The sequence below is a fragment of the Pseudomonas sp. R43(2017) genome (genome assembly GCF_002112345.1).
Taxonomy (GTDB): Bacteria; Pseudomonadota; Gammaproteobacteria; order Pseudomonadales; family Pseudomonadaceae; genus Aquipseudomonas; species Aquipseudomonas kribbensis.
This window is the reverse complement of sequence record NZ_NEHJ01000005.1, coordinates 324,743-346,222: the sequence shown is the minus strand read 5'-3', so window position 1 is coordinate 346,222 and position 21,480 is coordinate 324,743. Positions and strand designations below refer to the sequence as shown.

Annotated in this window: 15 protein-coding genes; 3 read left to right on the top strand and 12 right to left on the bottom strand. The window is 61.7% G+C overall.

Annotated elements, in window-relative coordinates:
• Positions 1–165: 165 nt before the first annotated feature.
• The gene (locus CAG02_RS16450; RefSeq protein WP_085711066.1) at positions 166–603 is read left to right on the top strand and encodes an excinuclease; all 438 of its coding nucleotides are present in this window, start codon (positions 166–168) and stop codon (positions 601–603) included.
• Here the strand turns inward: CAG02_RS16450 and CAG02_RS16445 are convergent, their stop codons facing one another.
• On the bottom strand, positions 604–1,500 hold the full coding sequence (locus CAG02_RS16445) for a LysR family transcriptional regulator (RefSeq protein ID WP_085711065.1): 897 nt from the start codon (positions 1,498–1,500) through the stop codon (positions 604–606). It lies immediately after the preceding gene.
• A 119-nt stretch (positions 1,501–1,619) separates the two neighbouring features.
• Between CAG02_RS16445 and CAG02_RS16440 the strand changes: the two genes are divergently transcribed.
• Positions 1,620–2,894: an MFS transporter gene (locus CAG02_RS16440; protein ID WP_085711064.1), complete on the top strand. Its 1,275-nt coding sequence runs from the start codon at positions 1,620–1,622 to the stop codon at positions 2,892–2,894.
• 71 nt (positions 2,895–2,965) lie between these two features.
• Here CAG02_RS16440 and hemE read toward each other — a convergent pair whose 3' ends face one another.
• The 11 genes from hemE to CAG02_RS16380 all read right to left on the bottom strand — a co-directional run bounded on the left by hemE (position 2,966) and on the right by CAG02_RS16380 (position 18,710).
• Positions 2,966–4,033 (bottom strand): uroporphyrinogen decarboxylase, encoded by a 1,068-nt coding sequence (gene hemE, locus CAG02_RS16435; RefSeq protein WP_085711063.1) that lies wholly within the window; start codon positions 4,031–4,033, stop codon positions 2,966–2,968.
• A 190-nt stretch (positions 4,034–4,223) separates the two neighbouring features.
• On the bottom strand, positions 4,224–5,642 hold the full coding sequence (locus CAG02_RS16430; RefSeq protein ID WP_007909438.1) for an FAD-dependent oxidoreductase: 1,419 nt from the start codon (positions 5,640–5,642) through the stop codon (positions 4,224–4,226).
• A 33-nt stretch (positions 5,643–5,675) separates the two neighbouring features.
• Complete coding sequence (gltB, locus tag CAG02_RS16425) at positions 5,676–10,121, bottom strand: glutamate synthase large subunit (RefSeq protein ID WP_085711062.1); 4,446 nt, start codon at positions 10,119–10,121, stop codon at positions 5,676–5,678.
• A gap of 350 nt (positions 10,122–10,471) precedes the next feature.
• Positions 10,472–12,070, bottom strand: coding sequence for an AAA family ATPase (locus tag CAG02_RS16415; protein WP_085711061.1), 1,599 nt, complete (start codon positions 12,068–12,070; stop codon positions 10,472–10,474).
• A 10-nt stretch (positions 12,071–12,080) separates the two neighbouring features.
• Positions 12,081–13,181 (bottom strand): 3-dehydroquinate synthase, encoded by a 1,101-nt coding sequence (gene aroB, locus CAG02_RS16410; RefSeq protein ID WP_085711060.1) that lies wholly within the window; start codon positions 13,179–13,181, stop codon positions 12,081–12,083.
• Between the two features lie 142 nt (positions 13,182–13,323).
• A complete protein-coding gene (aroK, locus tag CAG02_RS16405) occupies positions 13,324–13,842 on the bottom strand; it encodes a shikimate kinase AroK (protein WP_011332081.1) in 519 nt (172 codons plus the stop codon).
• Positions 13,843–13,846: 4 nt separating this feature from the next.
• Positions 13,847–15,925: a type IV pilus secretin PilQ gene (gene pilQ / locus CAG02_RS16400; protein WP_085711059.1), complete on the bottom strand. Its 2,079-nt coding sequence runs from the start codon at positions 15,923–15,925 to the stop codon at positions 13,847–13,849.
• Between the two features lie 13 nt (positions 15,926–15,938).
• Positions 15,939–16,463, bottom strand: coding sequence for a pilus assembly protein PilP (locus CAG02_RS16395; protein WP_085711058.1), 525 nt, complete (start codon positions 16,461–16,463; stop codon positions 15,939–15,941).
• Positions 16,460–17,083, bottom strand: a complete 624-nt coding sequence (pilO, locus tag CAG02_RS16390; RefSeq protein WP_085711057.1) for a type 4a pilus biogenesis protein PilO — start codon at positions 17,081–17,083, stop codon at positions 16,460–16,462. The genes CAG02_RS16395 and pilO overlap by 4 nt, the downstream gene beginning before the upstream one ends.
• Positions 17,080–17,646: a PilN domain-containing protein gene (locus CAG02_RS16385; RefSeq protein ID WP_085711056.1), complete on the bottom strand. Its 567-nt coding sequence runs from the start codon at positions 17,644–17,646 to the stop codon at positions 17,080–17,082. The genes pilO and CAG02_RS16385 overlap by 4 nt, the downstream gene beginning before the upstream one ends.
• Positions 17,646–18,710: a pilus assembly protein PilM gene (locus tag CAG02_RS16380; protein ID WP_085711055.1), complete on the bottom strand. Its 1,065-nt coding sequence runs from the start codon at positions 18,708–18,710 to the stop codon at positions 17,646–17,648. Before CAG02_RS16380 ends, CAG02_RS16385 begins: the two co-directional genes overlap by 1 nt.
• Positions 18,711–18,929: 219 nt before the next feature.
• On the opposite strand from CAG02_RS16380, the gene CAG02_RS16375 reads away from it, so the two are divergent.
• Positions 18,930–21,374 carry a penicillin-binding protein 1A gene (locus tag CAG02_RS16375; RefSeq protein ID WP_371856502.1) on the top strand — a complete coding sequence of 815 codons (2,445 nt, stop codon included), beginning with the start codon at positions 18,930–18,932 and terminating at the stop codon, positions 21,372–21,374.
• The last annotated feature ends 106 nt before the right edge of the window (positions 21,375–21,480 follow it).

Below are 21,480 nucleotides of genomic sequence, written 5' to 3'. Positions count from 1 at the left end.
TTGCTCCTGCCAGGATTCCGCGATGAGCCTGGCTTGCTTGATGTCTCGAGATCAGCCGTAGCCGTTGAGCTACACGCACTCTACATGGACTTCTCTCTGTCCGATATACGGCGTCTACACTCGTCATACCCGTAATTTGCTGCGCGTTACGTCAAGGAGATGACCATGCAAGCGAAAGCCCTGATCGCCGCCGCCCTTTTCAGCCTGCTTCCCAGCGCCAGCCACGCCACCAACCTGATGTACATGCCGTTCGAAACCGTGCTGTCGGATGCGATTCGTGCCGGGCGGCTGGATGGCAGTGTGAAGTTTTACCTGATCGGCAATGGACCACAGGGGACTCAGCGGATGTTGCAGCGCGGTGTGGTCAGCGATCTGAAGACCAATGGTTTCAACAAGAGCGATCACGACTCCTGCGAGTGGGTGCTGCAATCGAACCTGATTGCCCTGCAGGCCCAGGCCAAGCGCGTCGGAGCGAATGCGGTGACCAATATCGTCAGCTACTACGACCAGCATGTGCGCAAGGATCTGAACACATACGAATGTCGCGCCGGGGTGTTTGTGACGCGGGTGGCGTTGAAGGGTGATCTGGTACGGCTGCCCTGATCAACCGGCTTCGACCTTGCGCGTGAGCAATTCGACAAACGCCTTGGCCATCGGTGATTTCTGGTCCTTGCGCTGCACCAGCCACACCGCGGTCACGGCCTCGGGATCCAGCAGCGGTCGATAGACCACGCCGTCGATGCGCATCCGCTGATACGAGGCCGGCATGACCGACACGCCCAGGCCCGCCGCCACCAGGCCGATGATCGTCATCGCCTCCCCCGCCTCCTGAGCGAAGTGCGGGCTGAACCCGGCGTCACGGGCCAGGCTGATCAGTTGCGAATACAGACCACTGCCGTAGCTGCGGGGGAAGAACACGAACGGTTCGAGAGCCAGAGCTGACAGAAACAGGCCTTCCTCACTGCCCTGGGCCAGCGGATGTTTGGAGCTGAGCACCGCCACCAAGGGCTCGCGCATCAGCTCGACCACGTTCAACGAATCCGGTAAACCCAGCGGGCGCATGATGCCGACCTCGATCGACTCGTCCACCAGTGCGTCGGCCACCATGGTGCTGCTCATCTCCCGCAGGTTCAGGTGCACGGCCGGGAAACGCTGGCGGAAGGAAAAAATCGCCTGGGGAATGGTCGAGTTGAACGGCGCCGAAGAGGTGAAGCCGATCTTCAGCTCCCCCAGTTCTCCAAGCTGCGCGCGGCGGGCTACATCTGCCGCTTTGTCGACCTGAGCCAGCACCAGTCGCGCTTCCTCCAGAAACAGTCGCCCGGCTTCGCTGAGCTCGACCCGACGATTGGTACGCTCGAAAAGCCGTGCGCCGACTTCCTGTTCCAGCGCCTGAATCTGCTGGCTCAGCGGTGGCTGGGAGATGCCCAGCACCTGTGCGGCGCGGCCGAAGTGCAGTTCTTCGGCGACGGCGATGAAGTAGCGCAAGTGACGCAATTCCATGGACACCCCATTAGGTCGTTAAAGCTATCAAACAGGTCGAACAATATATTGGATAGAAACATTAGCCAGCTATATGATTTTTTTCATTGCCTGCTTGTCCGCGCCCTCCGAGGTCTGATGTGAAAACCGCCGTCGCTCCACTGGCCCATGAAGTCCCGCCCGCTGCGGCGGACGATGTACTGACCGAACTGCAAGAGATCTATATCGAGAAAGGCACACCCGCGTTCATGCGCACGGTGCTGGCATTGTTCAGCGGCGGCTTCGCGACCTTCGCCCTGCTGTACTGCGTGCAGCCGATGATGCCGCTGCTGTCCCACGAATATTCGATCAACGCGGCGCAGAGCAGCCTGATTCTGTCAGTGGCCACCGGCATGCTGGCCTTTGGGCTGCTGATCACCGGCCCGATTTCCGATCGGGTCGGGCGCAAACCGGTGATGGTCGCCGCGCTGTTTGCTGCGGCCCTGTGCACCATCGCCAGTTCGATGATGCCGAGCTGGCACGGCGTGCTGATCATGCGTGCGTTGATCGGGCTTTCGTTGAGCGGCCTGGCGGCGGTGGCAATGACGTACCTGAGCGAGGAAATCCATCCGCAGCACATCGGTCTGGCGATGGGCCTGTACATCGGCGGCAACGCGATTGGCGGGATGAGCGGGCGATTGATTACCGGTGTACTGATCGACTTCGTCAGCTGGCACACGGCGATGATGGTGATTGGTGGCCTGGCGCTGATTGCGGCGGCGGTGTTCTGGAAGATCCTGCCGGAGTCACGCAACTTTCGCTCCCGTTCGCTGCATCCGCGCAGCCTGCTCGACGGCTTCACCATGCACTTTCGCGACGCCGGCCTGCCGCTGCTGTTTCTTGAGGCGTTCGTGCTGATGGGCGCGTTCGTCACGTTGTTCAACTACATCGGCTACCGCCTGCTGGCCGAGCCGTATCACCTGGATCAAGTGTTTGTGGGACTGCTGTCGGTGGTGTATCTGTCGGGCATCTACAGCTCGGCGAAAATCGGTTCACTGGCCGACAAACTGGGCCGCCGCAAGGTGCTGTGGGCCACCATCGCCCTGATGTTCGCCGGCCTCGCCCTGACGATGTTCACACCACTGCCGCTGGTGATCATCGGCATGCTGATCTTCACCTTCGGCTTCTTCGGCGCCCACTCGGTGGCCAGCAGCTGGATCGGTCGGCGGGCGCTCAAGGCCAAGGGCCAGGCGTCGTCGCTTTACCTGTTCAGTTATTACGCCGGCTCGAGCATCGCCGGGACGGCGGGCGGGGTGTTCTGGCACATGGCCGGGTGGAACGGGATTGGGCTATTTATCGGTGCGCTGTTGCTGGTGGCGCTGTTGGTGGCGTTGAAGCTGGCGAAGTTGCCGCCGCTGGGTGGCGTCAAAGCCTGATTCCCGCCCACAAAAAAACGCCCGGCATAAGCCGGGCGTTTTTGTTTTCCAACATTGGAGCTGGGCAAAGATCACTCGTGATACTGCGCCGACAACTCGTGCACCGCACGCAGGAACGCGCCCGCGTGTTCCGGATCGACTTCCGGCGTGATGCCGTGGCCGAGGTTGAACACGTGACCACTGCCCTTGCCGTAGCTGGCGAGGATGCGGCCCACTTCAGTGCGGATCGCTTCCGGCTTGGCGTAGAGCACCGTCGGGTCCATGTTGCCTTGCAGCGCGACCTTGTCGCCAACGCGGGCGCGGGCGTTGCCGATGTCGCAGGTCCAGTCCAGGCCCAATGCGTCGGCACCGGCGTCGGCGATGCTTTCCAGCCACAGGCCGCCGTTCTTGGTGAAGAGGATCACCGGCACCTTGCGCCCGTCGTACTCGCGGATCAGGCCGCTGACGATTTTCTTCATGTAGGCCAGGGAGAATTCCTGATACGCCGCCGCCGACAGGTTGCCGCCCCAAGTATCGAAAATCTGCACCGCTTGCGCACCGGCCTGGATCTGGCCGTTCAGGTACGAGGTCACCGACTGCGCCAGCTTGTCCAGCAGCAAGTGCATGGCTTGCGGGTTGTCGTAGAGCATCGCCTTGGTCTTGCGGAAGTCTTTCGACGAACCGCCTTCGACCATGTACGTAGCGAGGGTCCACGGGCTGCCGGAGAAACCGATCAGCGGCACGCGGCCGTTGAGTTCGCGGCGGATAGTGCTGACCGCGTCCATCACGTAGCCGAGGTCTTTGTGTGGATCCGGGATCGGCAGGGCTTCGATGTCGGCCAGGGTGCTGACGACTTTCTTGAAGCGCGGACCTTCACCGGTCTCGAAGTACAGGCCCTGGCCCATGGCATCGGGAATGGTGAGGATGTCGGAGAACAGAATCGCCGCGTCCAGTTGCGGATAGCGGTCGAGGGGTTGCAGCGTGACTTCGCAGGCGAATTCCGGATTCATGCACAGGCTCATGAAATCACCGGCCTGGGCGCGGCTGGCGCGGTATTCCGGCAGGTAGCGGCCGGCCTGGCGCATCATCCACACAGGGGTGACGTCTACGGGTTGCTTGAGCAGGGCGCGGAGGAAACGGTCGTTCTTCAGGGCAGTCATGTCGGCATCCGGAAAAAAAGTGCGGGCATTTTCTCAGAGCGCGACGCAAAAGGCACGGATGCAGGTCAGCCTTTTGTCTATCGGGTCAATTTGTCGCAATGATTTCGCGGATTCCAGCAACACCCTGAAAACAATGTGGGAGCTGGCAAGCCAGCTCCCACAGGTATTGCGGTGCAGTTTCGAACCGGGTTTAGACGCCCAGGTAATCCAGGATCCCTTCAGCCGCATTGCGGCCTTCGAAGATCGCCGTCACCACCAGGTCGGAACCGCGCACCATGTCGCCACCGGCGAAGATTTTCGGGTTGCTGGTCTGGTGCTTGTACTGACCTTGCTCAGGCGCAACAACGCGGCCCTGGCTGTCGGTCTGGATCTCGAACTGTTCGAACCACGGCGCCGGGCTCGGGCGGAAACCGAACGCGATGACCACGGCGTCGGCCGGGATGATCTCTTCGGAGCCCGGGATCGGCTCGGGGCTGCGACGGCCACGGGCGTCCGGCTCGCCGAGACGGGTCTCGACCACTTTCACGCCTTCGACCTTGTCCTCACCAACGATCGCAATCGGCTGACGGTTATAGAGGAATTTCACGCCTTCTTCCTTGGCGTTCTTCACCTCTTTGCGCGAGCCGGGCATGTTCGCTTCGTCACGACGATAGGCACAGGTCACCGACTTGGCGCCCTGGCGGATCGAGGTACGGTTGCAGTCCATCGCCGTGTCGCCGCCGCCCAGCACCACAACCTTCTTGCCTTTCATGTCGACGAAATCTTCCGGCGACTTTTCAAAGCCCAGGTTGCGGTTGACGTTGGCGATCAGGAAGTCCAGCGCGTCATAAACGCCCGGCAGATCCTCACCGGCAAAACCGCCCTTCATGTAGGTGTAGGTGCCCATGCCCATGAACACGGCATCGTATTCGGCGAGCAGTTGCTCCATGGTCACGTCCTTGCCGACCTCGGTGTTGAGGCGGAATTCGATGCCCATGCCGGTGAAGACTTCGCGGCGATTGCTCAGCACGGTCTTCTCGAGCTTGAACTCGGGGATGCCGAAGGTCAGCAGACCGCCGATTTCCGGGTTCTTGTCGAACACCACCGGAGTCACGCCGCCGCGCACCAGCACGTCCGCACAACCGAGGCCCGCCGGGCCTGCACCGATGATCGCGACACGCTTGCCGGTCGGTTTGACCTTGGACATGTCCGGACGCCAGCCCATGGCGAACGCGGTGTCGGTGATGTACTTCTCGACCGAACCGATGGTCACCGCACCGAAGCCGTCGTTAAGGGTGCACGCACCCTCGCACAGACGATCCTGCGGGCACACCCGGCCGCAGACTTCCGGCAGGGTGTTGGTCTGGTGCGACAGCTCGGCGGCCTGGAGGATGTTGCCCTCGGCCACCAGTTTCAGCCAGTTCGGAATGAAGTTGTGCACCGGGCACTTCCATTCGCAATACGGGTTGCCGCAACCCAGGCAGCGATGGGCCTGGTCGGCCGACTGCTGGGGTTTGAACGGTTCGTAGATTTCCACGAACTCTTTCTTGCGTTGACGCAACAGTTTCTTCTTCGGATCTTTGCGCCCGACATCGATGAACTGGAAGTCGTTATTCAGACGTTCAGCCATTGTTAAAACCTCATCAAACTCTTCAGGCGCATATCACTGCGGGTTGGCACGAGTGCTGGAAAGCAACGACTTCAGGTTGGCAGCCTTCGGCTTGACCAGCCAGAAACGACGCAGGTAGTCATCGAGGTTCTCGGCGAGTTCACGACCCCACTCGCTGTCGGTTTCCGCGACGTACTCGTTCAGCACGTTCTGCAGGTGGCTGCGATAGGCTTCCATCGCCTCGCCGCTGATCCGCTGGATTTCCACCAGTTCGTGGTTGACCCGGTCAACGAAGGTGTTGTCCTGGTCGAGCACGTAGGCGAAACCGCCGGTCATGCCAGAGCCGAAGTTGTAACCGGTCTTGCCCAGGACGCAGACGAAACCACCGGTCATGTACTCGCAGCAGTGATCGCCGGTGCCTTCCACAACCGTGTGGGCACCGGAGTTACGCACGGCGAAACGCTCGCCTGCGGTGCCGGCGGCGAACAGCTTGCCGCCAGTGGCGCCGTACAGGCAGGTGTTGCCGATGATGGCGCTGTTCTGAGTCTGATAAACACTGCCCTTCGGCGGCACGATGACCAGTTTGCCGCCGGTCATGCCTTTGCCGACGTAGTCGTTGGCATCGCCTTCCAGGTACAGGTTCAGGCCGCCGGCGTTCCACACGCCGAAACTCTGACCCGCAGTGCCCTTGAAGCGGAAAGTGATCGGCGCCTTGGCCATGCCCTGGTTGCCGTGCTTGCGAGCGATTTCGCCGGAGATCCGCGCGCCGATCGAGCGATCGCAGTTGCAGATGTCCAGATCGAACTCGGCACCGCTGAGGTCGTTGATCGCCGACGTCGCCATCTCGACCATTTTCTCGGCCAGCAGGCCCTGGTCGAACGGCGGGTTGCGCTCGACGCCGCAGAATTGCGGTTTGTCCGCCGGGATGTGATCGCTGCCCAGCAGCGGAGTCAGGTCCAGGTGATGTTGCTTGGCGGTCTGACCTTCGAGGACTTCCAGCAGATCGGTGCGGCCGATCAGCTCTTCGAGGGAGCGCACGCCGAGCTTGGCCAGCCACTCACGGGTTTCTTCGGCGACGTAGGTGAAGAAGTTCACCACCATGTCGACGGTGCCGATGTAGTGATCCTTGCGCAGCTTCTCGTTCTGGGTCGCAACGCCGGTGGCGCAGTTGTTCAGGTGACAGATACGCAGGTATTTGCAGCCCAGGGCGATCATCGGCGCGGTACCGAAGCCGAAGCTTTCGGCGCCGAGGATCGCTGCCTTGATTACGTCGAGGCCGGTTTTCAGGCCGCCGTCGGTCTGCACCCGGACCTTGCCGCGCAGGTCGTTGCCGCGCAGGGTCTGGTGAGTTTCGGCCAGGCCAAGTTCCCATGGAGCGCCAGCGTATTTGATCGAGGTCAGCGGCGAAGCACCGGTGCCACCGTCGTAGCCGGAGATGGTGATCAAGTCCGCATAGGCCTTCGCCACACCGGCGGCGATGGTGCCGACGCCCGCTTCAGCCACGAGTTTCACCGAGACCAGCGCCTTCGGGTTGACCTGTTTCAGGTCGAAGATCAGCTGCGACAAGTCTTCGATGGAATAGATGTCGTGGTGCGGCGGCGGCGAAATCAGGGTCACGCCCGGTACTGCGTAACGCAGCTTGGCGATCAGCCCGTTCACCTTGCCGCCCGGCAGTTGCCCGCCCTCGCCCGGCTTGGCGCCTTGAGCGACCTTGATCTGCAGCACTTCGGCATTGACCAGGTATTCCGGGGTCACACCGAAACGGCCAGTCGCAACCTGCTTGATTTTCGAGCTCTTGATGGTGCCGTAGCGCGCCGGGTCTTCGCCGCCTTCGCCGGAGTTGGAACGCGCACCGAGGCGGTTCATGGCTTCGGCCAGGGCTTCGTGAGCTTCCGGCGACAGGGCGCCCAGCGAGATACCGGCGGAGTCGAAGCGCTTGAGCACCGACTCCAGCGGCTCGACTTCGCTGATGTCCAGCGGCTTGTCGAGGGTCTTGACCTTGAACAGGTCGCGGATCATCGACACCGGACGGTTGTCCACCAGCGAGGTGTATTCCTTGAACTTGGCGTAATCACCCTGCTGCACAGCGGCTTGCAGAGTGTTGACCACATCCGGGTTGTAAGCGTGGTATTCGCCACCGTGGACGAACTTCAGCAGACCGCCCTGCTGGATCGGCTTGCGCGGACTCCAGGCTTCGGTGGCCAGGGCTTTCTGTTCGGCTTCGATGTCGACAAAACGCGCGCCCTTGATGCGGCTCGGCACGCCACGGAAGCTCAGGTTGCAGACTTCTTCGGACAGACCGATGGCTTCGAACAGCTGAGCACCACGGTACGACGCGATGGTCGAGATGCCCATCTTCGACAGGATCTTCAGCAGGCCTTTGGTGATGCCTTTGCGGTAGTTCTTGAACACCTCGTAGAGGTCGCCCAGGACTTCACCGGTACGGATCAGGTCGCCCAGCACTTCGTAGGCCAGGAACGGATAGACCGCCGACGCACCGAAGCCGATCAGCACCGCGAAGTGGTGCGGATCGCGGGCGGTGGCGGTTTCCACCAGGATGTTGGAGTCGCAGCGCAGGCCTTTTTCGGTCAAACGGTGGTGCACCGCGCCGGTGGCCATCGAGGCGTGGATCGGCAGTTTGCCCGGCGCGATATGGCGGTCGCTCAGGACGATCTGGGTACGACCGGCACGCACGGCTTCTTCAGCCTGATCGGCGACGTTGCGGATCGCCGCTTCGAGGCCGACGCTTTCGTCGTAGTTGAGGTCGATGATCTGCCGCTCGAAACCCGGGCGGTCGAGGTTCATCAGCGAACGCCACTTGGCCGGCGAGATCACTGGCGAGCTGAGGATCACGCGCGACGCGTGTTCCGGCGATTCCTGGAAGATGTTGCGCTCGGCACCGAGGCAGATTTCCAGCGACATCACGATCGCTTCACGCAGCGGGTCGATCGGCGGGTTGGTCACCTGCGCGAACTGCTGGCGGAAATAGTCGTACGGCGTGCGCACGCGCTGGGACAGCACGGCCATCGGCGTGTCGTCGCCCATCGAGCCAACGGCTTCGTAGCCTTGTTCGCCGAGCGGACGCAGTACCTGATCGCGCTCTTCGAACGTGACCTGATACATCTTCATGTATTGCTTGAGCTGATCAACGTCGTAGAAAGCCGAACCGTGATCGTTGTCTTCCATGGTCGCCTGGATGCGCAGGGCATTCTTGCGCAGCCATTGCTTGTACGGATGACGGGATTTCAGGCGGTTGTCGATCGCGTCGGTGTCGAGGATCTGCCCGGTTTCGGTGTCCACGGCGAGGATCTGACCTGGACCGACACGGCCCTTGGCAATCACGTCTTGCGGCTGGTAGTTCCAGACGCCGATTTCCGAGGCGACGGTGATGAAACCGTTGGTGGTGGTGACCCAGCGCGCCGGACGCAGACCGTTACGGTCGAGCAGGCACACCGCGTAGCGGCCGTCGGTCATTACTACCCCGGCCGGGCCGTCCCACGGCTCCATGTGCATCGAGTTGTACTCGTAGAACGCACGCAGATCCGGGTCCATGGTTTCGACGTTCTGCCACGCTGGCGGAATGATCATCCGCACGCCACGGAACAGGTCGATGCCACCGGTGACCATCAGTTCGAGCATGTTGTCCATGCTCGAAGAGTCGGAACCGACACGGTTAACCAGCGGACCGAGTTCTTCCAGATCCATCAGATCGTTGGTGAACTTGGTGCGACGGGCCTGGGCCCAGTTGCGGTTGCCGGTGATGGTGTTGATCTCGCCGTTGTGGGCGAGGAAGCGGAATGGCTGAGCCAGCGGCCATTTCGGCAGGGTGTTGGTGGAGAAGCGCTGGTGGAACACGCAGATCGCGGTTTGCAGGCGCTGGTCACCCAGGTCCGGATAGAACGCGGCCAGGTCGGCCGGCATCATCAGGCCTTTATAGATGATGGTCTTGTGGGAAAAGCTGCAGATGTAGTGGTCGGTGTCGGCGGCGTTGGCCACCGACGAACGACGACGGGCGCTGAACAGCTTGACCGCCATGTCCTGATCGCTCAGGCCTTCGCCACCGATGTACACCTGCTCGATCTGCGGCAGGCGCTCAAGGGCGAGGCGGCCGAGGACGCTGGTGTCGATGGGCACTTTGCGCCAGCCGATCAGTTGCAGGCCTTCGGCGAGGATCTCGCGGTTCATGTTCTCGCGAGCGGCTTCGGCCTTGGCCGGATCCTGGTTGAAGAAGACCATGCCCACGGCATATTGCTTGGGCAGCTCGACGCTGAAGGTTTCCTGGGCAATGGCGCGCAGGAAGGCGTCGGGTTTTTGAATCAGCAGACCGCAACCGTCACCGGTCTTGCCGTCGGCATTAATCCCACCGCGGTGGGTCATGCAGGTCAGGGCCTCGATGGCCGTTTGCAATAGGGTATGACTGGGTTCGCCCTGCATATGGGCTATCAGGCCGAAACCGCAGTTATCCTTGAATTCATCTGGTTGGTACAGACCTGCTTTCATAGACACTTTCTCACCAGGCTGCCTCTTTTCGAGGCAAATTTCTTTTCAATTCAACCACTTGCATCTCGCGCCGAACGTACGCCGGCTTTGCGGGGGCAAAAGGGTGGTCATTGTACACAGCGACACAGACGCTCACAAATTTGACGACGAAATGTCGCAAATCTATGTCGCATTTGTGAAAGGTTTAAAGCGATATGCTGTGCTAGTCAAAACTTTTTTAATTCTGACCGCAACGACTCAAAGACTACTGTGACGCAGACACCACAAGGCACGCGGCCCGTAGGGGCGGCGCGCACTTGTAGAAATTTTGAGGTGCTTGGAGAGGCGGCCTGGGTAAGGCCGCCGAATCTTCAGCGAGTTGTTGCCAGTTCCTGTTGGACGCTGGCGACAGTGCGAGGCCAAGGTTTACCAGCCTGAACCTTCGCTGGCAAGGCCTTGATGGCAGAAACGGCCGCATCACGATTGGCAAAGCTGCCATAGGTGATCACGTAGAGCGGCTTGCCGTTGAGGACTTTCTTGAAATAGCGGTACTCGCCGCCCTGCTCCTTGACGAAGCTTTGCGCAGCCGCTTCGGAGCTGGTGCCGAGGATCTGCACCACGTAGTTGCCCGGGGCTTGACCTGCGTACCAGCTGCCACCGGCAGCCTTGGCGACGGTGACCGGCTTCTCGGCGGCTTTCTCGGCCGGTTTGGCCGCAGCGACAGGCTTGGCAGGCGCCGGGGCCGGCTTGGCGACTGGCGCAGCCGGAGCAGGCGCTGGCTTGGCCGTGGCAACCTGGGTCGGTGCCGGTGTCGGCCTGGCCGCAGGGACCGGAACCGGCGTCGGCGCAGGACCGGCAGGCACGCCGGCCGGTGGCGCGGTGGTGGTCACGGTCGGCGGTGTATTGCTCGAGCCTTCCAGCGGTACGCCGTCGTCACCTTCGGTGATCCCGCCGGCCGCTTCGGCCAATGGCTTGCGCATGACCGGTTGCGAATTGCCGACCAGCGGCAACGGCATCGGCTGGGTGTTACCGGCGAACTCCACGTTCGGCGCGCCACCCTGGCCCAATGGCAACTGAGCCTGTTCATTGGCCGGCGCGCCGGTGGTCGGCGCCTTGTTGCGACCGGGCATCAGCCAGGCGGCAGCGACCGCCACCACGACAACGGCGGAAATCGCCAATACGTGTTTCTTCGGCATGTTGAACCCCATACTTGGACGCTTCACCGCAGAGCGGCTGGCAATCATGACTTCGATCAGTGCATCGCGAGCGACCTGGTTGATGTTGCCGGGCCAACCCTCGGAGCTTTCGTGAATATCAGAGATCTGATCCGCGGTGAAAAGTTCGACACCACGGCCGGCACCTTCGAGCCGCTGGTCGAGATACTCGCGGGTTTCTTCCTCGGTGTACGGCTGCAATTCGATGACGTGGAAACGCTCCTCTTCGAGGTGCAAGGCCTCGAGCTGAGCGATCAGCGACGACTCACCGAACAGGAACACATGCGGACGGCCTTCCGGCGCGCCAGCGCCCAAAGCCATCAGGGCTTCGAGGGCGGACTCGTCGAGCTGCTCGGCATCATCCACCAGCAGATAGACTTCCTGGCCGGTCAGCGCCAGTTGCACCACCTGATCGAGGATCGCCCCGACTTCGGCCTGGGCCACATTCAGCGCCTGGGCGACCTGACGCAGCACACCGGCTGCATCGCCGGCGCCACGGGCGGAGACGACAACACTCTGAACCGACTGCTTGTTGGTGCTCGCCACCAGCGCCTGGCGCAGCAACGTCTTGCCGCTGCCCTGAGGGCCGGTGACCACCAGCAGCAACTGGCTGTAACGCGCCAGGTGATGCAGTTGACCCAGCACCGGTTTGCGCTGGGCCGGGAAGAATTTGAAGCCCGGGACCCGTGGAGCGAAAGGGTCATGACTTAACTGGAAATGGCCGAGGAACGCCTCGTCGGCATGCAAACTAGTCATCGGAATCTTATTAACCTTTAAGCTGAGCCAGAGCGCGGTAATCCGCTCCCAGCGTGGCCTGTAGAACCTCTTTCGGATAATCGTCGGTCACTACCGCTTCGCCCATCCGGCGCAGCAGCACCAGGCGCAGACGACCGTCGATCACTTTTTTGTCAATTGCCATATGTTCGAGAAAATCGGCTTCGGTCATCTCTTCCGGCGGAACCACCGGCAGGCCGGCACGCTGGAACAGACGAATGCCGCGATCACGCTCCTGCTCGCTGATCCAGCCGAGGCGCGCGGACATTTCCATCGCCATTACCGTGCCAGCAGCGACCGCTTCACCGTGCAACCAGACACCATAGCCCATGTGGGTTTCGATGGCGTGGCCGAAGGTGTGGCCGAGGTTGAGCGTGGCGCGTACACCGGTTTCCTTCTCATCGGCGCCGACCACCGCAGCCTTGGCCGCGCAGGAACGCTCGATGGCATAGGTCAGGGCTTTCTGGTCCAGTGAACGAAGGGCGTCGACGTTATCTTCGAGCCAGGTCAGGAACGGCTCGTCGCAGATCAGGCCGTACTTGATGACTTCCGCCAGGCCCGCGGACAGCTCGCGCGCTGGCAGGGTTTTCAGGGACGCCGTATCGATCAGCACCACGTTCGGCTGATAGAAGGCGCCGACCATGTTCTTGCCCAGCGGATGGTTGATCCCGGTCTTGCCGCCCACCGACGAATCGACCTGGGACAGCAGCGTAGTAGGAATCTGGATGAAATCGACGCCGCGCTGATAGCAGGCGGCTGCAAAACCGGCCATGTCGCCGATCACACCGCCACCGAGGGCAATCACCGTGGTGCGACGGTCATGACGGGCGGTCAGCAGACCGTCGAAGATCAGTTGCAGGGTTTCCCAGTTCTTGAAGGCTTCGCCGTCGGGCAGCACCACGGAAACCACCGAGAACTGCGACAGACTGCGGGTCAGACGCTCGAGATAGAGCGGCGCAACGGTCTCGTTGGAGATGATTGCCACTTGCCGCCCGTGGATGTGCGGAGCCAGCAATTCAGGCTGATCCAACAGTCCTTCGCCAATATGAATCGGGTAGCTGCGCTCGCCTAGATCGACCTTGAGTGTCTGCATGTGTCCCCACAGTGAAGATGGAAGCAGGCGTCCTGCCTTGAATTATCGGATGTCCCCGGTCTTGAGAGGTGTGACGCCGCTTGCGTGCGATCCGCCACAACCCTCGACAGGACGCCGAGGATAGCGCATTTCGGGCGGCGCTTTAACGGGGTGGAAGTTGCGCCAGACGGTCAAGAATGTCGAGTACCACCATGCGTGGAGGCCGCTCGTCGGTTTCCACCACCAGATCGGCGATTTCCCGATAAAGCGGATCGCGGATCGCCAGCAGGTCGCGCAGGGTTTTCTCGGGATTGGCCGTGCGCAGCAGCGGGCGATTGCGGTCGCGGGACGTGCGGCCGACCTGCTGTTCGACAGAGGCGTGCAGATACACCACCCGCCCGCCCTCGTGCAGGGCCTTGCGGTTGGCATCGCGCATCACCGCGCCGCCGCCCGTCGCCAGCACTACGCCGTCGAACGCGCACAGCTCGGCGATCATCGCCTGCTCACGATCACGAAAACCGGGCTCGCCTTCCTTGTCGAAGATCCACGGGATATTGGCGCCCGTACGCAGTTCAATTTCCTTGTCGGAATCCTTGAACGGCAGGCGCAGCTCTTTGGCCAGTAATCGGCCGATGGTGCTTTTTCCAGCCCCCATCGGTCCTACAAGAATCAAATTTCGCACAGAATCAACGACTCACAGCAATCGCCTGGTTATTCATGATACGCGGAGTGAGGAATACCAGCAGCTCGGATTTTTTCTCCGAAACCACATCACGCCGGAAAAGGCGGCCAAGATACGGCACATCGCCAAGAAATGGCACCTTATCTACGACCTTGCTTTGAGTATTTGAGAAAACCCCGCCAATCACGATGGTCTCGCCGTCGTTCACCAGCACCTTGGCGTTGACCTCGTTTTTCTTGATCGGCGGTACATCCTGCACTTTGTTCAGGTAGTCCGGTTCGTCCTTGGTGACCTTGACCTCCATGATGATGCGGTTGTCCGGGGTGATCTGCGGCGTGACCTCCAGCGACAGCGAGGCCTCCTTGAACGACACCGACGTAGCGCCGCTGGAGCTGGCTTCCTGATACGGAATCTCGGTGCCCTTGAGGATCTTCGCGGTCTCCTTGTCGGAGGTGACCACCTTGGGTTGCGAGACGATTTCGCCGTTGCCGGTCTTCTCCATCGCCGTCAGCTCAAGGTCCAGCAAGACGTTGTCGGTAATGAAGGCGATGCCGATCCCGGACGTATTGTTGACCGTGCCCATGTCGACGAACGGCGAGTTGGTGCTGGTGCTGCCCGGCGTACCGATGGTGGTCGACGAGCCATTGCTGACCCCGGAAGTGTTCCAGTTGCCCTTGTTCTGGATCGACCCGCCCCAGCGCACGCCCAGACTCTTGTCGTAATCGACGTTGGCTTCGACGATCCGCGCCTCGATCATCACCTGGCGCACCGGAATATCCAGTTGCGCCACGATGCGCCGCAGTTCGTCGAGGCGATCCTGGGTCTGGTAGGCAATGATGTTGTTGGTGCGCTCATCGACGGTGATCGAGCCACGTTCATCGACCTTCGCCTCGGCACTGGTGACCGACTGGAACAGCTTGGCGATGTCTGCCGCCTTGGCGTAGTTCACCTGCAACAGCTCACGACGCAGCGGCGCCAGCTCGGCGATCTGCTTCTGCGACTCCAGTTCCTGCCGTTCGCGGGCGGCGATTTCATCCGCCGGCGCTACCAGCAACACGTTACCGACCTTGCGCTTGTCCAGGCCTTTGGTCTTGAGCACCAGATCCAGCGCCTGATCCCACGGTACGTTTTGCAGGCGCAAGGTGATCCCGCCCTGCACCGTATCGCTGGCCACCAGGTTGAGGTTGGTGAAGTCCGCGATCAGTTGCAGCACCGAACGCACGTCGATGTCCTGGAAATTCAACGAAAGCTTTTCACCGCTGTAGCTGTTGCGGTCGGCGTTGCGCTTTTGCAGGTCGTCGATGGTCAACGGACGAATGCTCACCGTCAGCTTGTTGTCGGTCTGGTAGGTGGAATAGTCGAACGTGCCGCCGGGCTCGACGGTGATGGTCGCCCGATCTCCGCTGACGCCGGCATTGACGAACTGCACCGGGGTGGCGAAATCCTTGACGTCGAGACGCACCCGCAGCGGTTCGGGCAATTGGGTGCGGGCGAAATTGAGGATGATCTTGCCGTCGTGCTCCTGAATGTCCGGTGCGATGGTCGGGTCGGACAGGTCGATGACCACATTGCCCTCACCCGCCGTGCCGCGCTGGAAATCCACGCCACGAATAGCCCTGGCGACGGGGGCGTAAGTCCGCGCCGGCGCTGCCACCGGCGTGGCACGCGGTGTCTTCGCGACAGGGCGCGGCGCGCTGGCCTTGGTGCCCTGCCCGACCACCACGAAAAGTGTGTTGCCCTCGACCCGGGCGTCATACGGCGCCAGTTGCGTCAAGTTGATGATCAACCGGGTACGGTCATTGGCCTCGACTACCGTGGCAGAGCGCGCATTGCCGCTACCGAGATCGCGGGTCTTGGTCGCGAGCTGGCTGGCCACTCCCGGCAGGTCGAGCGCGATCCGCGCCGGCGAATCGGTGGTGTAACCCTTGGGCTGCGGCGGCGGGCCGTCGAACGACAGCTTCAGCTCGACGCGATCACCCGGCAGCGCGGCAACGTCCAGCGTCTTCAGGTTGGCCGCGTGAACCATCGGTGAAAGCAGCGCTATCCATAGCGAAAAACCGAGGGTGGAGAAAATCCTGTTCATTGTTCGACTTCCACTATGAGTGCTCTTTCAAAGGAATGGTGCGCGGCCGCTCCAGCCAGGCGCCTTCGCCATCGGGAACGATTTCGACCACATCGACCTGGGACGCGCTGATCGCGACGATGCGTCCGTCGTTGCGCCCCAGGTAATCGCCGACTTTCAGCCGGTGCACCCCGCCCGCCCCGCGCAGCAGCGCAAATGAACCGGAGGCATTGGAAATCGTGCCGACCATCTCGAACTGCTCGATGTTGAAACCTTCGAGGTATTGCTTGACCCGGGTCGGGTCCGGCTTGACGTTGCGCGAGCCGTGCTGCTGCCCGGCCAGATCGACGCGCACCTGACGCGAGAACGGACTTCGCAGGTTGGACGCGCTGTAGGTGAACGTCGGGTAGGAACGAAAGGTCGGCGTCGGCTCGATCTTGCCCGGCGGCCGCAGACGCACTTCATTCATGTAGGCGTCGAGATCGCCGAAGTCGTTGCCGCCGCAACCGCTCAGCCCCAGCATCAATGCCGACAACAGAAGAAAGCGGATCGGGCTCATTTTTGCAGCCCCTTGTCGTTGTAGCGGTACGTCTTGGCGAGGATGCTCATGCGCAACTTGGTCCCGCCTTCCGGGTTGGCCGGCGCCAACTCGAAGTCGTGCAGCGTGACGATCCGCGGTAAACCGGCCACGCCGCTGACGAAGGTGGCGAGGTCGTGATAGGCGCCCGTGACGGTGATCTGGATCGGCAATTCGATGTAGAACTGCTGCGTCACCTCCGGCAACAGCTTGATTTCCTCGAATTCAAGACCGCTGCCCAGACCGGTGCGCGTGATGTCCTCCAGCAATCCCGGCACTTCCGTGTCACTGGGCAATTGCCGCAACAGCACGCCGAACGAGTTCTCCATCTCCTTCATCTGCTGGGTGTACAGCTCCAGATTGGCCGCCATGTGCGCCTTGCTGGAGAACTGCTCCTTGAGCGTGGCCTCTTCCGTGCGTTTGGTTTCGAGCTCGCTCTCCATGTCACTGACGAAAAAGTTGTAGCCCAGGGCCAGCACCAGAATCATCAGCAGCGCCCCGGCCAGGCCTTTCACGGCCGGGGGCCAGGAGCCGATGTTGCTGGTATCCAGGTCGTTGAAGTCGATATTGCGCAGGCTGGCCAGCCATTCGGACGGTTTCATTGATCGTCCTCCAGGTTTTTCGGCCGGGTCTGATGGACGGTCAACTGGAACACGTTGGCCTGATCCAGTTGCCCCGCCGTGGTTGCCTTGACCTCGTTCAGGGTCGGCGCATCGAACCAGTCGGACGCCTCAAGATTGCGCATCAGGTCGGAGACCCGGTTGTTCGATTCCGCCGCACCGCTGATCGACAGGGTCTTGCCGACCATCTTCACGCTGGTGAAATAGACGCCGTCGGGCAGCGTGCGTGCGAGTTGATCGAAGATCCGCCCGCTGACCTGCCGGTTGCCCTGCAGGTCCTGGATGATGCGCATGCGCTCCACCAGTTGCTGGCGGCGCGCCTTGAGTTCGCTGATCTGCTTGATCCGCTCATCGACCACAGCGATCTGCTTGCCGATGTAATCGTTGCGAGCCTGCTGATGTTCGATGGCCGTGCTGAATATCTGAGCGGCAATGAACACCGCACCGACCGAACCGACCACCACACCGGTCAGGGTCAGCAGAAAGCGTTTGCGCCGTTCTTCGCGGCGCTCCTCGCGCCAGGGGAGAAGGTTGATCCGCGCCATCAGTCGAAACTCCTGAGCGCGAGCCCGCAGGCAATCATCAGGGCCGGCGCATCACTGGCCAGCGCCCCGGCGTTGACCTTGCTGCTCAAGGCCATGTCGGAAAACGGATTGGCGACCTGGGTCGGGGTGCCGAGGCGCTCTTCGATCAGCCGGTCCAGCCCCGGTACAGAGGCCGTGCCACCGGCCAGCAGAATGTGATCGACCGCGTTGTACTGGCCGGAAGCAAAGAAAAATTGCAGGGAACGCGACACCTGTTGCACCAGCGCTTCGCGAAACGGCTGCAGGACCTCGCCGACATAATCGTCCGGCAGGCCACCCTGCTTCTTGGCCAGCCCGGCCTGTTCGAGGGTCAGGCCATAACGGCGCTGGATTTCCTCGGTCAGCTGGCGCCCGCCGAACAATTGCTCGCGGGTGTAAATGATCCGCCCGTTGTGCAGGACGCTGAGGGTGGTCATGGTCGCGCCGATATCGACCACCGCCACGGTCAGGCGCTCCTGCGAGGCCGCCAGTTGCGTGGCCAGCAGGCCGAACGAGCGTTCCAGCGCATAAGCCTCGACATCCACCACCCGCGCCGTCAGGCCGGCAAGGGCCAGGGCCGCCTCACGGACTTCAACGTTTTCTTTGCGACAGGCGGCCAGCAGCACGTTGACCCGCTCGGGATTGCGCGGCGAAACGCCCTGGACTTCGAAGTCGATGGCGACTTCGTCCAGCGGGTAGGGAATGTATTGGTCGGCTTCGATCTTGAGCTGGTTTTCCAGCTCGTCGTCGGACAGCCCGGCGTCCATTTCGATGACCTTGGTGATCACCGCCGACCCGGCCACCGCCACCGCCACGCTCTTGAGCCCGGTGCGCGCCTTGGCCAGCACCCGGGACAGGGCATGCCCGACGCCTTCGAGTTCGGCGATGTTCTTCTCGACCACGGCATTGGCCGGCAACGGCTCCACCGCGTACGCCTCGACCCGGTAGCGCTCGCCCTGACGGCTCAGCTCCAGCAGCTTCACCGAAGTGGAGCTGATATCGATCCCCAGCAACGTATTGGTCTTTTTATTGAAGAGTCCTAGCACTACCAATTCCCTATGACTTTCCGTGAGTTACGGACTCTGTAATGCGCATTGCGTTCCCTCGCCCCGTCTTGACAGAAGCGCAAATGACGCCCCCAGCGGAAAAGTGCTTATAATGCCCAGCGATTTTTTCCGCTTTTTACTGCCGGCGCGGGCCGTTCTGTGTGTTCCCGGAACCCTGTCGCCCAATTCATTCTTTGCCCTGGATGTCCAAAAGCCTTGATTCGTCTGCTGAAATTCTTCGGTTGGTCCATCGTCGCCGTTTTCTGCGGACTGCTTTTAGTTCTCAGCGGCGCGTTTCTTTACCTTAGTCCGGGTTTGCCATCTGTGGAGGCGCTGAGAAGCATTCAGTTGCAGATTCCGCTCCGGGTGTACAGCAGCGACAACAAGTTGATCGCAGAATTTGGCGAAATGCGCCGTACTCCGATCCGTTTCGCCGACATTCCCCCCAATTTCATCAATGCGTTACTAAGTGCTGAAGACGACAACTTCGCCAACCACTATGGCGTCGATCCGAGCAGCCTGATGCGTGCCGCGACCCAACTGGTCAAGAGCGGGCACATCCAGTCCGGCGGCAGCACCATCACTATGCAGGTGGCGAAGAACTTCTTCCTGACCAGCGAACGCAGCTTCTCGCGCAAGACCACGGAAATCCTCCTGGCCCTGCAGATCGAGCGTCAGCTGACCAAGGACGAGATCCTCGAGCTGTACGTGAACAAGATTTATCTGGGCAACCGCGCCTACGGCATCGAGGCGGCGGCGCAGGTGTATTACGGCAAGTCGATCCGTGAAGTCAGCCTGGCGCAGATGGCAATGATCGCCGGCCTGCCGAAGGCCCCGTCGCGCTTCAACCCGCTGGCCAACCCGGCGCGCAGTAAGGAGCGTCGCGACTGGATCCTCGGGCGCATGTACAAGCTCGGCAAGATCACCGAAGCCGACTACACCGCCGCCATCAACGAGCCGCTGAACGCCAGCTACCACGTGCCGACCCCGGAAGTGAACGCACCGTACATCGCCGAGATGGCCCGTGCCGAAATGGTCGGCCGTTACGGCAGCGACGCCTATACCGAAGGTTTCCGCGTCACTACCACGGTGCCGAGCAACCTGCAGGAAATGGCCAACACCGCGCTGCACGAAGGCCTGATGACCTACGACCAGCGTCACGGCTACCGTGGTCCTGAGTCGCGCCTGCCGGGCAAGACCCGTGAAGCCTGGGCCGTCGAGCTGACCAAGCAACGCACCATCAGCAGCCTCGAACCGGCCATCGTCACCCAGGTCGACAAGAACGGCCTGCAAGTGCTGACCCGTACCGGTGAAGAACATGTGGCGTGGGACACCATGAAATGGGCCCGTCCGTTCCTCAATACCAACAGCATGGGCGCCGCGCCGCGTCAGCCATCGGATGTCGCGCAGGTCGGCGACCTGGTGCGCGTACAGCGCCAGCCGAACAATTCGCTGAAGTTCAGCCAGATTCCGCAGGCCCAGGGCGCGCTGGTGTCGCTGGATCCGCAGAACGGTGCAATCCGCTCGCTGGTCGGCGGTTTCGCCTTCGAGCAGAGCAACTACAACCGTGCCATGCAGGCCAAGCGTCAGCCGGGCTCGAGCTTCAAGCCATTCGTCTACAGTGCCGCGCTGGATAACGGTTACACCGCTGCCACGCTGGTCAACGACGCGCCGATCGTGTTCGTCGACGAATATCTGGACAAGGTCTGGCGTCCGAAGAACGACACCAACACCTTCCTCGGCCCGATCCGCCTGCGCGAAGCGCTGTACAAGTCGCGCAACCTGGTTTCGATCCGCCTGCTGCAGGCGATGGGTGTAGGCAAGACCATCGACTACATCACCCGCTTCGGTTTCAACAAGCAGGATCTGCCGCCAAACCTGTCCCTGGCGCTGGGCACCGCGACCCTGACCCCGATGGAGATCGCCACCGGCTGGAGCACTTTCGCCAACGGCGGTTACAAGATCACCCCGTACATCATCGACAAGATCGAAAGCCGCAATGGCGACACGCTGTTCGTCGCCAACCCGCCGACCGTGCCACAGGGTGGCTCGGCCACCGACGGCATCGCGGCACCGGCGACCCAACCGATCACCGTCGACGCAGCACCGGTTCCGGGGGAAGCACCGGGCAGCGCCGCAATGCCACAGGCTCCGGCAGTCGCCGAGCGCATCGTCGATGGCCGCACCACCTATATCCTCAACAGCATGTTGCAGGACGTGATCAAGCTCGGCACCGGGCGTCGCGCACTGGCCATGGGCCGCAGCGATATCGCGGGCAAAACCGGTACTACCAACGAATCCAAGGATGCGTGGTTCTCCGGTTACAACGCCGATTACGTGACCACGGTCTGGACCGGTTTCGACCAGCCGGAAAGCCTCGGTCGCCGGGAGTTCGGCGGCACCGTGGCGCTGCCGATCTGGATGAACTACATGAGCGCCGCGCTCAAGGACAAGCCGCCGCATGTCCAGCCGGAACCGGAAGGCATCCTCAGCCTGCGGGTAGATCCGGTCAGCGGCCGCGCAGCCTCGCCGAGCACCCCAGGCGCCTACTTCGAGCTGTTCAAGGCCGAAGACACGCCGCCGTCGGTCAACGAGATCGGCAACGGCACGGCACCGGGCAGCCCGCTGCCGGCGGATGAACAGGCGCCGATCGATTTGTTCTGATTCGCAGACATAAAAAAGCCCCGCCTTCGAAAGAATGCGGGGCTTTTTTATGTCTGCCAGATTTGTATTGCATGGACTGGCTCCTTCGCCGACAACACAGAATTCA